Consider the following 12,548-nt stretch of genomic DNA (forward strand, 5'->3'; position numbering starts at 1 on the left):
CGGTGACAACCATGACCTCTCCCGCTCGCACGGCTGGTGCCACTCGTGCTGCCGACCCGAACCGGAAGCAGCACCGCAGCCCCAAGGCCGCCCTCGAGTGGATCGCCCTGCACGCCTTCGCCGTGGCCGCGGCCCTCCTGTTCGTGTTGCCCTTCGTCTTCGTCGGTCTCACCGCCCTGATGAGCGACAGCCAGTCGCTGACACCAGACCTGTGGCCGACTCCGTTCGTGTGGCACAACCTCGTGCAGGTCTGGCACACACCCGGCTTCCCGACGTGGTGGCGCAACACCTTGATCTACGCGGTGCTCGGCACCACCCTGACCCTGCTGTCGAGCATTCCCGTGGCCTACGCCCTGGCCTGCTTCCGGTTCCGTGGACGCACCGTCGCCATGATGATGGTCATCGCGACGATGATGCTGCCGCCGCAGGTGGCGATCGTTCCGCTCTACCTCGTGTGGGCGCAGGACTTCCACCTCACGGGAACGCTGTGGCCGCTCATCATCCCGATGGCCTTCGGCGACGCCTTCTCGATCTTCCTGCTGCGGCAGTTCATGCTGACCCTGCCCAGGGAGTATCTCGAGGCAGCGAAGGTCGACGGTTGCAGCGACCTGCGGGCCCTGACCAAGATCGTGCTCCCGCTGATGAAGCCGGCCATCGCGGCCGTCGGGCTGTTCCAGTTCTTCTACTGCTGGAACGACTACTTCGGACCGCAGATCTACACGAGCGAGAACCCGGCCGCCTGGACCCTCAGCTATGGCCTCCAGACCTTCAAGAGCGCCCACCACACGAACTGGAACCTGACCATGGCCGCGACCCTGCTCGTGATGGCGCCGGTCATCATCGTCTTCTTCTTCGCGCAGAGGGCATTCGTCGACGGGGTCACCTTGACGGGGGTGAAGGGATGAAGCTCGTCGTCGTCGGAGGCGGATCGACGTACACCCCAGAGCTGATCGACGGTATCGGCCGCTTGCGTGACACCCTCCCGGTCAGTGAGATCGTTCTCGTCGACCCCGCTGCAGAGCGGCTCGCGCTCGTGAGCGGAATCGGGCGCCGAATCCTCGCCCGCCTCGGCCATCCGGCCCGGCTCACCACTGCCACCGACCTCGACCCTGCCCTCGAGGGCGCGGATGCGGTGCTGCTCCAGCTGCGCGTCGGCGGTCAGGACGCGCGAGAGCAGGACGAGACCTGGCCACTCGAGTGCGGGTGCGTCGGGCAGGAGACCACCGGGGCGGGCGGGCTGGCCAAGGCGCTGCGCACGGTGCCGGTCGTGCTCGACATCGCCGAGCGCGTGCGCCGGAGGGCCCCCGACGCCTGGATCGTCGACTTCACCAACCCGGTCGGCATCGTCACCCGCGCCCTGCTCCAGGCTGACCATCGCGCCGTCGGTCTGTGCAACGTTGCTATCGGGTTCCAGCGGCGGTTCGCGCGCATGCTCGACGTGGAGCCGAATGCCGTCAGCCTCGACCATGTCGGCCTCAACCACCTCACGTGGGAGCGTGCCGTTCTCGTCGACGGGGTGGACCGGCTGCCGGAGATCATCGCCAGACGGTCGGAGGAGGTTGCCGACGAGATCGAGCTGCCGGCCGCCCTGATCTCCCAGCTGGGGGTGGTGCCCTCCTACTACCTGCGCTACTACTACGCCCATGACGAGGTCGTGGCCGAGCTGCGGAGGTCACCGAGCCGGGCCGCCCGCGTGCGCGAGATCGAGTCACGGCTGCTGAAGATGTACGCCGACCCGTCCCTCGACACCAAACCTGCGCTCCTCATGGAGCGCGGCGGCGCCTACTACTCCGAGGCTGCCGTGGCGCTGACCGCTGCTCTGCTCGGCAGCGGCGCCGGCCCGGCGACCCAGGTCGTCAACCTGCGCAACAACGGCATCCTGCCCTTCCTGCCCGACGACGCGGTCATCGAGACCTCCGCTCGGGTCGACCCGTCTGGCGTGATAGCCGTGCCCGTCGCGCCCCTCGACCCGCTGTACGCCGGGCTCGTCGGTGCCGTCACGGCCTACGAGCAGCTGGCCCTCGAGGCCGCGCTCAAGGGCGGGTACGCCCGGGTGTTCCAAGCCCTGCTCGCCCACCCGCTCGTGGGCCAGGTCGACGTGGCGACCAGGCTTGCCGACCGTCTGGTCGCGCACAACCGCACCTACCTGGCCTGGGCCTGACGTGACCACAGACCGGCGGGCGGCCGAGGGTCTGGCCGGGGTGCTGGCCGTCGACGCCGGCAACAGCAAGACCGATGTCGCACTCGTAGGTCGGGACGGGCGGTGGTTGGCCAGCGCCCGGGGCGGCCCGTTCCGCCCACACGTCGTGGGCGCAGAACTCGCCGTGGCAGGACTCGCCGAAGTGGTCGAGAAGGTGCGATTGAACGCCGGTCTACGAGCTGAGACTTCAGTGTTGGCCGAGCAGGTGACGGCCTGCCTCGCCAACGCAGACCTGGCACCGGAGGTGGCCGCCCTGCACGCAGCTCTCGTCGACCGTCGCTGGGGAATCGCCACCGAGGTCTACAACGACACGTTCGGCCTGCTCAGGGCCGGTCTCGACGAGCCTCGAGGTGTCGCGGTCGTGTGCGGAGCGGGGATCAACTGCTCCGGGATGCTCCCCAACGGGCGAACGGTGCGGTTCGCCGCCGTGGGACACATCTCTGGTGACTGGGGAGGTGGTGAGCTGCTGTGGCAGGAGGCGATGTGGTGGGCCGCCCGCGCCGAAGACGGCCGCGGCGCTGACACCGTGCTGCGCCAGCTGCTTCCGCACCACCTGGGACTCGACTCGATGACCGAGCTCATCGAGGCGGTTCACCTCGGACGAGTCGACGGGCCCGCCTGCATGAGTCTCAACCCCGTGCTCTTCTCGGCAGCTCTGGCCGGCGACGACATCGCCCTGCGCATCGTCGACCGGCAGGCTGAGGAGGTCGTGGCTCTGGCCTGGGCGGCCCTACGGCGACTCGGGGTCGAGCACGAGCCGATCGACGTCGTGCTAGGAGGCGGCGTGCTGACGGCGGGTCACGCGCAGCTCATGGACGGCATAGACCGGCGGCTGGCCCAGCGGGCACCCCACGCGCGCACCCGGGTCGTCACTGCTCCCCCGGTGGTTGGGGCCGCCCTGCTGGGGCTCGACCGGATCGGCGCCGACCAGCAGTCCAAGAACCGACTGCGGGCGCTGACAGCGGCCGGCCCCTGACTCACGGCCGGCGGGGTCACACCCGTCACCGGTGGAACAACCTCGCGCCGAATGCGCGTGCTACGGGCTCTGCCGGTAGGACGATCACCTGCGTCGCGCCCGCCGGTCCGTTTCCGCCGGCCGGGGGCGGCGTGAGGCGTGCATACTGCAGACCGCCCGTACTGAGGAGGACGATGTCGTCAGGGCGTTGTTCAACACCAGCCCGTAGATGTCCTGAAGCCCGTCGCCGTTGATGTCCCCCACCCGCGACACCCCAGCCGAAGATGTTGGCCGCGTTCGTGCTGTAGAGGCGCGTCATGGGCTTGAGGCCGGAGGCGGTTCCGAGCTGGTAGAAGAAGCTCAGCGTGTCGCTGGCGACGAGGTCAGTAGGGCCAGGTGCGCGGGAGGGTTCGTCGGGCTCTCAGCAGCCGCGCCAGCAGCAGCCCGCGATGGCGGGCCAGTTCGCCGGCTTGAGCGGCCTCGGCCGCGACGTCCTCGTACTCCCCCGGGTCAGCTGAGAGGTCCCAGAGCATCTCGTCACCACCGGCGGTGACGAGATAGTGGTGGGTGGCCGAGCGGATCGAGGTCCAGTCGTCGTGCTCGGTGATCGCAACCTCAGGCCGATCGAGCCGAGCACCGCGAAGCATGGGTACCAGAGAGTCGCCCTGCAGCTCGGGCGGCGCTGGTACGCCGCACGCCTCCAGCAAGGTCGGAACGATGTCGAGCGCTTCGACCACGGCCTCCACAACGTGCCCACCAATCGTGTGACCGGGCCAACGAACGATGAGCGGTACTCGGGACACGGGGTCGTCAGCCGGAAATCCCTTGGCCAGTCGTGCGTGGTCGCCGAGCCACTCACCGTGGTCGGCCAGGAACACCACGAGCGTGTTCTCAGCTCGGCCGAGCCGGTCGAGCTCGCGAAGGATGCGACCGACATGGAAGTCGACCTCGCTACAGGCCGCGAAGTACCCGTGTCGAATGGCCCTCAGTCGCTCCTCGGTCAGCCCAGCGGCCGCTGCCTGCGAGCGTTCCAGCGGCGCAAGCACGGACAACGGCAGCGTGGACCGGTCATAGAGGTCATAGAAGCGCTGAGGCACCCGGTACGGCGCGTGTGGCGAGAAGAAGCTCGCGATCGTGAAGGCGCGCTGCCCCGGAGGAAGCGACTGCAGGTGGTCGATCGTCCGTGTCGCCACCCAGGCCGAGTGGGTCAGCGACTCGTCTGCCGCAAAGACGTGAGCGTCGGCGAAGTCGTCGCGACCGGTCGTGGCCTGAGCATCATCCGATACGTGGCCAAGGGTGTTCTGCCACACCGCTGCAGCGGGTGGCAGCTCCGTCGGGAGCTGGTCGAGGGCCTCGGGCGCGATCCGGCGCAGCCAGGCCCGGTAGTCGTCTTCGTAGACGCCGGGTTCGTCGGAGATGACGAGGGTGTCGAAGCCGTACGACGGATGCGGTTGCGCATGGTCGCGGTTGGCGTGGGGCAAAAAGTGCAGCTTGCCGATGGTGGCCGTGTGCCAGCCTCGGTGGCCGAGCAGGTCAGCGATCGTGCGCGTGTCCGGTGGCACCGGGATACCCATCCGGGTGATGCGCAGGTCGGAGGGGAGGCGGCCGGTGAGCATTGATACGCGACTCGGCATGCAGACCGGAGACTGCACGACGGCCCTGGAAAAGCGGACTCCGTCAGCCGCGAGCCGGTCGAGGTTGGGGGTGAGAACAGGCCATCCGGCGCAGCCCAGCGCATCCCAACGCCACTGGTCGGTGTAAACGAGCAGCACATCCGGAGGAGAGTGGTCTCCTGTCGTTCCCATGGAGATGACGATATCGGCGTTGTCATCCGTTGAAGTGCTCGACGAAGTGCCGCTGCCGGATGGTCTCCACCGCCCGAGGGTCGTAGTGCTCACGCACGAACGCCACGGCATCCGCAGCAGTCACGCCATCGAGTATCGCGATGCAGGCGAGCGCGGTTCCGGTACGGCCGATTCCGCCATGACAGGCCACCTCAACCCGCTCGGATGCCGCTCTGCCCCACGCCTCGGCGAACGCGTGGCCGGCGTCCTCTCGGTCGCCCGGAAGCCGGAAGTCGCGCCACCGCAGCCACCGGGCCGACCAGTCCATGACTGGTGGTCGCGTTCCGAGCAGGTAGAGGCCGAACTGTGGGGGCGCGCCCGGAGGCGTCGGTCGGCCGAGTCCGCGACCTCGCAGCCGCCTACCCGACGGCAGCTCGAGGATGCCGCTCTGGTCGGTCCCCCAGCACGAGTCACCGTCCACGTTCAGAGCCAGCCCGCGAGGCAGCCGGCCAAGGCGGCTTCGATGCGGTTCCGCAAGCCGGTCGACGACCACATCCGTGGCACGTTACACCGCCTCCGTGCGCGACCGGGGTTGCTTCCGCTCCGCGACGGCGAGGGCTCGCCTCGAGCCACTGCCGCCGTGGGGCCGACGGCGTGACCCAGGGTCGTCGGTGTGAAGACGACAGTGACGGGCGTGAGAACCATTGGCGCCAAGAGGCGCTCGAAGGACACACTGGTGGCCATGGACTGGATCGCACCTCCCGCCGACCGACCGGACGGGTCGATGACCGCGCCCGAGGCCCTGCTGCTTCCGGGCCTGCTGAGCTGGCACCGGGTTACCCTGCTGGCGAAGTGCGCAGGCCTCACGGCCGAACAGCTGGCCGAACGCTCAGCCGCCCCGTCGAACCTCAGCCTGCTGGGCCTGCTGCGCCACCTGCGCAAGGTCGAGCGGGTCTGGTTCCGCACTCGGGTCGCACAGGAGCCGGTCGCCGCGCTACACGGTTTCGGGAGCGGTGTCGACGTTGACTTCGAACAGGTCGACGCCGCCACGGCGGCTGCCGACTACGACGCGTTCGTCGCGGAGACCCGGGCCGCGGATGCCGCTGTCGCCGGGCATGACCTCGACGAGGTGTTCGACGACGGCAAGGGGCCGTACTCCTTGCGCTACGTGTACCTGCACCTCATCGGCGAGTACGCCCGGCACAACGGGCATGCCGATCTCGTGCGCGAACGTATCGACGGCGAGACCGGCTACTGACTTGCGGCGACCTCAGCCGTGCGAAGGTGGTTTCGACACCGCGGAGATGAGCGCCGCGCAGGCGTCGCTGAGGTAGCGGGTCAGCTCTTCGGCGGCGGCCTCGCGGTGGCCCTGCTCGAGCAGCTCGACGATGTGGACGTTCTGGTCGACGAAGGGCGCGTGGAACGGTCCGCCCGCCTCGTGGAAGACCAGGCGCATCTCGGCCAGCACGGTCGCGAAGATCGTCGACAGTCGCTCACTGCCACCGACCGCCACCACGTGCCGGTGGAAGTGCTGGTTCTCGGAAGCCACACCGACCCAGTCGTGGGCCTCTCGGCACCGCTGCGCCTCGGTGACGTCGGCGCGTAGGCCCGCCACCGCCCGCTCGTCGAGACCTGGACCCCATCGCAGAGCGGCCGGTTCGAGCAGGGCACGAACGGCGTACAGGTCGGTGATGGCAGCCACGTCAGGAGCCGCGACGAAGACACCGCGGTTGGGTACCCGAACGGCGATGCGTTCACCGATGAGCAGCGAGTAGGCCTCACGAACCGTATTGCGCGACACCCGCATCGCGGTGCTCAGGGATTCCTCGGTGAGCTGGGTGCCCGGCCGGAGCGCACCGTCGACGATCTGCTCACGAAGCACGTCGGCCACCCGCTCGACGGCGCTGGTGGGGGCCTTGATGCGCTGGCCCAGCAGCGTAGCCACGGCGTCGGACGGTCGGGTGCTCACGAGGAGACGATAGCAAGGGTCGACATATTGTTGGTCATGCCTATTGCCGGATTGTTCAACAATCCCTACTCTTGGGTCCCATGGCAGACACGAACGCAGCAGCAGACGTGACCGACAACCCCATCCCAGCCCCCGCCAAGAGTCGCCGTGCCGGCGTGCTCGGGGCGATGTTCCTGATGGCAACCAGCGCCATCGGCCCCGGCTTCATCACCCAGACCACCGAGTTCACCGTGCAGCTCGGCGCGGCCTTCGCCTTCGCGATCCTCGTCTCGATCCTCGTCGACGTTGCCGTTCAGCTGAACGTGTGGCGGGTGATCGGCATCTCCGGTGAGCGGGCCCACGACCTCGCCAACCGGGTGCTGCCCGGCTCCGGCTACGCGCTTGCCGCGCTGGTGGTGCTCGGCGGTGTCGTCTTCAACATCGGCAACATCTCCGGCACCGGCCTCGGCACCGACGCGATGATCGGCCTCGACCCACGCATCGGGGGAGCCCTCTCGGCCCTTCTCGCCATCGGCATCTTTTTGGTCAAGCGCGCCGGCGCGGCCGTCGACCGCATCGTCGTCGTTCTCGGCATCGTGATGATCGCGCTCATGGCCTACGTGGCCGTCACCGCCAGCCCTCCCGTCGGACTTGCGCTGCGAAATGCGGTACTACCCGACCAGATCGACGGGCTCGTGATCACCACCCTCATCGGCGGCACCGTCGGCGGCTACATCACCTACGCCGGGGCCCACCGACTGCTCGACTCGGGAATGACGGGCACCCGCTATGCGGGGCAGATCGCTCGCTCCTCGGTCATCGGCATCCTGATCACCGGCGTGATGCGTGTGCTGCTCTTCCTGGCCATTCTCGGGGTCGTGGCCGGTGGGGCGACGCTCGCAGCCGACAACCCGGCGGCCAGTGCCTTCGAGCAGGCCGCCGGAGGGTTCGGGCTCCGGGCCTTCGGCGTCATCCTCTGGGCCGCGGCCATCAGCTCGGTCATCGGCGCGGCCTACACCTCCGTCTCCTTCCTCACCACGCACCGCAGCACCGAGCGCACCCGAAGCCTGCTCACGGTCGGCTTCATCGCGGTGTGCGCTGTGCTCTTCCTCGTGCTGGGCAAGGCACCGGTCACCCTGCTGATCTTCGCCGGGGCCTTCAACGGCCTCATCCTGCCGATCGGCTTCACGGTGATCCTCTGGGTCGCCTGGCGCCGTCGCGACCTGCTGCACGACTACGCCTACCCCGCGTGGCTGCTGGTCATCGGGGTTCTCGCGTGGCTGCTCACCCTGTATCTCGGCTACCGGTCGCTGGGCGGCCTGTCGTCGCTGTGGGCCTGAGGCTGTCGTCATGAACACCATCGATCTCAACGCCGATCTTGGAGAGTCGTTCGGGGCGTGGAATCTCGGTGACGATGCCGCGATGCTGCAGGTGGTGACCAGTGCCAACGTTGCATGTGGTTTCCACGCCGGCGACCCCCTCACGCTGGTGCGCACCTGCGAGCTCGCAGCCGCGGCTGGGGTCACCGTCGGCGCGCAGGTGTCCTACCGCGACCTCGCGGGGTTCGGCCGCCGGTTCCTCGACGAGAGCCCCGACGAGCTGCGCGCCGATGTGATCTACCAGCTCGGGGCGCTCGACGGGGTATGCCGCTCGGCGGGCACCCGGGTCGCCTACGTCAAACCTCACGGCGCCCTCTACAACGCGGTGGTCGACCACGCCGCCCAGGCTGGTGCCGTGGTGGCAGCCGTCGTCGCGTACGACCCGACCCTGCCGATCGTGGGCCTACCCGGTTCGGAGCTGCTTCGTCAGGCATCGAATGCCGGGCTGCGCTGTGTCACTGAGGCTTTCGCTGACCGGGCCTACACCCCTGAGGGCCGGTTGGTGTCTCGGCGGGAGCAGGGTGCCGTGCTGCACGACCCCCGGGTGGTTGCCGAGAGGATGACACGGCTGGTCACAGAGGGCCGGCTCACGGCGGTCGACGGTAGCGACCTGCTGCTGCGGGCCGACTCGATCTGCACCCACGGCGACAGCCCGGATGCGGTGGAGATCGCCCGAGCGGTACGGGCGGCGCTGTCGGCGTCGGGTGTGAGCATCCGGGCGTTCGCGTGAACACGACCGCGCCATCGGCGGTCGAGCCCACCCTGTTGTCGTGCGGGCAGAGTGCTCTGCTGGTCGAGCTCGGCACCCTCGATGCCGTGCTGGCCGCCGACGCCGCGGTGCGCAGCGCCGCCCACGGTGCGAGCCCCGGGACGACGTGGGCCGGGGTGGTCGACATCGTGCCCGCAGCCGAGACCCTCCTCGTCACCCTCGGGTCGACCGGGCAGCTGCCCGCCCTGCGTCGCGCCGTCACGGAGCTGCTGGTCGACCTAGATGTCGCAGAGAACCTGCTGGGCGACGACCAGGTCGTGCAGATCCCGGTGCGCTACGACGGCCCCGACCTGCGCGAGGTGGCACGGCTCTGCGGCCTGAGCCCCTCCGAGGTGATGGCCCTGCACACGGCCACACCGTGGCGGGTCGGCTTCAGCGGGTTCGCCCCCGGCTTCGCCTACCTCACCGGTGGCGATGCTCGTCTCGAGGTGGCCCGACGAACCGAACCCCGCACCGTGGTACCCGCGGGCGCAGTCGGACTCGCCGGGTCGTTCAGCGGGATCTACCCACGGCCCTCCCCCGGGGGCTGGCAGCTCATCGGCACCACCGACGCCACACTGTGGGATGTCGACCGCGACCCACCGGCGCTGCTCCAGCCCGGCTGGTCGGTGCAGTTCATCGACTCGGGCGCGACATGAGTGGGCACCTGACCATCGTCCGAACCGGGCTTCCGGTGCTGGTGCAAGACCTCGGTCGCCCCGGACTCGCCGCCATCGGGGTAGGGGGGTCGGGCGCCGTGGACCGCGGCGCCCTCGCCCTGGGCAACCGGTTGCTGGCCAACCCCTGCACGTCAGCCGGCCTCGAGATCACCCTCGGTGGGCTCGAGGCCACGATCGAGGGGGCCCAGACGCTCGTCCTGAGCGGCGCCGTCGCCCCGGCGTCACTCGACGATCGGCCGGTACCGTTCGCCGCCCCGTTCGCGACGCGGCACGGTCAACGGCTCGTGCTCGGCATCCCTCCGCTCGGCCTGCGCACCTACCTGTCGGTCCGCGGTGGCATCGACGTCGACCCGGTGCTCGGGTCGCGATCCACCGATGTGCTCTCAGGTGTCGGCCCGGAGCCGCTCACCGACGGGTCGACCGTGCCCCTGGGTGACCCGTCGGGCACCGGCTTCCCGTGCCTCGATGTCGCGCCAGTGCAGCCACTCCCGGAGGTGCTCACGCTCGGGGTCGACCTCGGGCCCCGCCACGACTGGTTTGCCGACCCGTCGAGCCTGGCCCATCGTCTCTGGACGGTGTCATCGCAGAGCAACCGGGTCGGCATCCGGCTCGAGGGCGACCCGCTGCGCCGAGCATCGGCCTACGTCGACCGCGAGCTGCCCAGTGAAGGCGTCGTGCTCGGTGCGGTGCAGGTGCCGAGCAACGGGCGGCCGGTGGTGTTTCTGGCCGACCACCCGGTCACCGGCGGATATCCGGTGATCGCCGTGGTGCGCTCGAACGACCTCGACCGGGCGGCGCAGGCACGACCCGGCCAGCCCGTCAGGTTCCACATCCACGACAACAGGAGCAACCGATGACAGAGACCAGCGAGATGACACCACCAGCAGCCCGGGCCCGGTTCGCCCAGGGACTGGTGACCCCCACCTCGGGGTGGTGCCCCGGGTACACCCAGGCCAACGTGCTCGCCGTGCCGAAGGAGGACGCCTTCGACTTCCTGCTCTTCGCCCAGCGCAACCCCCAACCGTGCCCCGTGCTCGAGGTCATCGACGCAGGGGAGGTGGGCGGCGGCATCCTCGACGGCGATGTGCGCACCGACGTGCCCCTCTACCGGGTCTACCGCGACGGCGAGCTCGTGGCGGAGGTGCCCGACGCGAGGGAGCACTGGCGCGATGACCTCGTCACCTTCCTGCTCGGCTGCAGCTTCACGTTCGAGCACCCGCTTCGCGACGCCGGCATCCCGGTGCGGCACATCGACGCAGACCGCAACGTGCCCATGTACATCACCTCCAGGCCCTGCCGGCCGGCCGGCCGCTTCGGGGGCCCGCTCGTCGTCTCGATGCGTGCCGTGCCGGCCGCCCAGGTGGTCGACGCGGTGCGGGTCACCTCCCGCTACCCCGCAGTGCACGGCGCTCCGGTGCACGTCGGCGACCCGGCCGTGCTGGGCATCACCGACCTCCATCACCCCGACTTCGGCGACCCACCCGTCATCGAGCCCGGCGATGTGCCGGTGTTCTGGGCCTGCGGCGTCACCCCGCAGGCCGCGGTGATGGCCTCACGCCCAGCCTTCGCGATCAGTCATGCGCCAGGGCACATGCTGATCACCGACGCGAAGGACAGCGCCTACGTCGTTCCCTGACAGCGGTCGAGGTCGTGGGAGGCTAGCGTCAGTGTGATGAGCAGTGGGTACGACGGCGTTCTCGAGGGCCCCGAGGGAGTCCCCGACCTCGTCAGGGTGCGGGCGATGTTCGACGAGTTCGCCAGCAGCCACAACCACCTGACTCTCTACTCCGCGATCTGCCGCGAAGTGGCGGGAGACGCCGACACGGCCTCCCTTCTGCTGGCGGCCTCCCCCGGCCAACGTCGACCGGTGCTGTGGCTGGCCGCCCTGCACGACCTCGTGCTGCGACGGCCCGACGTCGCGGCCGCCCGGTGGTACCCGAGTGTCGTGGGGCAGGGACGGGTGCCGAACGGAGACCCGTGGCCCGATGTGCGCCAGACGGTGCTCGAGCACCGCGAAGAGCTGACGGCGGCGATCGCGACCCACTCGACGCAGACCAACGAGGTGAACCGCGTCGTCTATCTCGCCGCTGCGTTGTCGGCGGCCTGCGCCGACGTCGTGGGTGTCGGCGTGGCGCTGGTGGAGATGGGCGCCAGCGCGGGTCTGCTTCTACTCCTTGACCACTACCGCATCGAGCGGTGGTCGGCACATCGAACCACCCACGTCGGTGACCCCGACGCCCCGGTGGTCTGCGTCGGGCAGGACCGCTCCGACCCCCCCTCGATGGCGACACCTCTCCCCCGCATCGTCACCCGCGCCGGGGTCGATCTTCACCCCGTCGCGGTCGACGACGAGGCGGGGCTGCGGTGGCTCGAGGCCTGCCTGTGGCCCGATGTACCGGGCCGGGTGGAGCGCTTTCGCGCCGCCATCGAGATGGCGCGGGAGTGTCCGCCTACGCTGGTGCGCGGCGACATGGTCGATGACCTGGCTGCCGTCGTCGCGTTGGCCCAGCAGGGCGCCGGCCCTGGTTCGCACGTGGTCGTCTTCAGCTCCTGGGCGCTGACGTACGTCGCGAAAGAGCGGCGTGCGCGTGTCGCCGAGGTACTCGACCACGTGGCGGCACAGGGTGTTCCGGTCAGCTGGGTCACCGCCGAGCCGTGGGGCTGCATGCCCGGCATCCCGCTGCCTCCGCTGCCTTTGCCGGCTGCGGGCGACGACTCCACGGTGCTGGCGGTGCGGCGCTGGCGTGAGGGCGTCGAGACCGAGCCGCTGGTGCTGGGTACCTGCCACCCGCACGGCTTGTGGATCGACCTCACCGACCTCACGGCGCGGTGACAGACGGCGGCGGTCGCCTCG

Annotated in this window: 13 protein-coding genes; 10 read left to right on the forward strand and 3 right to left on the reverse strand. The window is 69.6% G+C overall.

Translation table 11 applies throughout. The annotated features are described in order from the left end of the window. Positions 1-11: 11 nt before the first annotated feature. From BA895_RS06710 to BA895_RS06720, 3 genes are read left to right on the forward strand one after another with little or no spacing between them, the layout of a single operon-like run. A complete protein-coding gene (locus BA895_RS06710) occupies positions 12-905 on the forward strand; it encodes a carbohydrate ABC transporter permease (RefSeq protein WP_070191131.1) in 894 nt (297 codons plus the stop codon). Then, entirely contained in the window at positions 902-2,161 is a 1,260-nt protein-coding gene (locus BA895_RS06715) for a 6-phospho-beta-glucosidase (RefSeq protein WP_070191132.1), read from the forward strand. Before BA895_RS06710 ends, BA895_RS06715 begins: the two co-directional genes overlap by 4 nt. 1 nt (position 2,162) lies before the next feature. Beyond that, positions 2,163-3,176: an N-acetylglucosamine kinase gene (locus BA895_RS06720; protein WP_070191133.1), complete on the forward strand. Its 1,014-nt coding sequence runs from the start codon at positions 2,163-2,165 to the stop codon at positions 3,174-3,176. A gap of 362 nt (positions 3,177-3,538) precedes the next feature. Here BA895_RS06720 and BA895_RS06725 read toward each other — a convergent pair whose 3' ends face one another. Together BA895_RS06725 and BA895_RS24340 are read right to left on the reverse strand one after the other, a co-directional pair. Continuing rightward, positions 3,539-4,960, reverse strand: a complete 1,422-nt coding sequence (locus tag BA895_RS06725; protein ID WP_175442262.1) for a sulfatase — start codon at positions 4,958-4,960, stop codon at positions 3,539-3,541. A 22-nt stretch (positions 4,961-4,982) separates the two neighbouring features. Next, positions 4,983-5,420 carry a protein phosphatase gene (locus BA895_RS24340; RefSeq protein WP_070191135.1) on the reverse strand — a complete coding sequence of 146 codons (438 nt, stop codon included), beginning with the start codon at positions 5,418-5,420 and terminating at the stop codon, positions 4,983-4,985. Between the two features lie 213 nt (positions 5,421-5,633). On the opposite strand from BA895_RS24340, the gene BA895_RS06740 reads away from it, so the two are divergent. Then, positions 5,634-6,197, forward strand: a complete 564-nt coding sequence (locus BA895_RS06740) for a DUF664 domain-containing protein (RefSeq protein WP_254666360.1) — start codon at positions 5,634-5,636, stop codon at positions 6,195-6,197. A gap of 12 nt (positions 6,198-6,209) precedes the next feature. Here BA895_RS06740 and BA895_RS06745 read toward each other — a convergent pair whose 3' ends face one another. Continuing rightward, complete coding sequence (locus tag BA895_RS06745) at positions 6,210-6,908, reverse strand: GntR family transcriptional regulator (RefSeq protein ID WP_083283061.1); 699 nt, start codon at positions 6,906-6,908, stop codon at positions 6,210-6,212. Between the two features lie 80 nt (positions 6,909-6,988). Between BA895_RS06745 and BA895_RS06750 the strand changes: the two genes are divergently transcribed. The 6 genes from BA895_RS06750 to BA895_RS06775 are packed head-to-tail and all read left to right on the forward strand — an operon-like array spanning position 6,989 to position 12,527. Beyond that, on the forward strand, positions 6,989-8,227 hold the full coding sequence (locus BA895_RS06750) for an NRAMP family divalent metal transporter (RefSeq protein WP_070191138.1): 1,239 nt from the start codon (positions 6,989-6,991) through the stop codon (positions 8,225-8,227). Positions 8,228-8,237: 10 nt separating this feature from the next. Further along, complete coding sequence (locus tag BA895_RS06755; protein ID WP_070191139.1) at positions 8,238-8,996, forward strand: LamB/YcsF family protein; 759 nt, start codon at positions 8,238-8,240, stop codon at positions 8,994-8,996. Beyond that, complete coding sequence (gene pxpB, locus BA895_RS06760) at positions 8,993-9,673, forward strand: 5-oxoprolinase subunit PxpB (RefSeq protein WP_070191140.1); 681 nt, start codon at positions 8,993-8,995, stop codon at positions 9,671-9,673. The genes BA895_RS06755 and pxpB overlap by 4 nt, the downstream gene beginning before the upstream one ends. Beyond that, positions 9,670-10,551: a biotin-dependent carboxyltransferase family protein gene (locus BA895_RS06765; RefSeq protein WP_070191141.1), complete on the forward strand. Its 882-nt coding sequence runs from the start codon at positions 9,670-9,672 to the stop codon at positions 10,549-10,551. The genes pxpB and BA895_RS06765 overlap by 4 nt, the downstream gene beginning before the upstream one ends. Then, positions 10,548-11,330: a putative hydro-lyase gene (locus tag BA895_RS06770; protein ID WP_070191142.1), complete on the forward strand. Its 783-nt coding sequence runs from the start codon at positions 10,548-10,550 to the stop codon at positions 11,328-11,330. The genes BA895_RS06765 and BA895_RS06770 overlap by 4 nt, the downstream gene beginning before the upstream one ends. 36 nt (positions 11,331-11,366) lie before the next feature. Beyond that, a complete protein-coding gene (locus tag BA895_RS06775; protein WP_083283062.1) occupies positions 11,367-12,527 on the forward strand; it encodes a DUF2332 domain-containing protein in 1,161 nt (386 codons plus the stop codon). Positions 12,528-12,548 lie beyond the last annotated feature (21 nt).

The sequence above is a fragment of the Humibacillus sp. DSM 29435 genome (assembly GCF_001758225.1).
Lineage (GTDB): Bacteria > Actinomycetota > Actinomycetes > Actinomycetales > Dermatophilaceae > DSM-29435.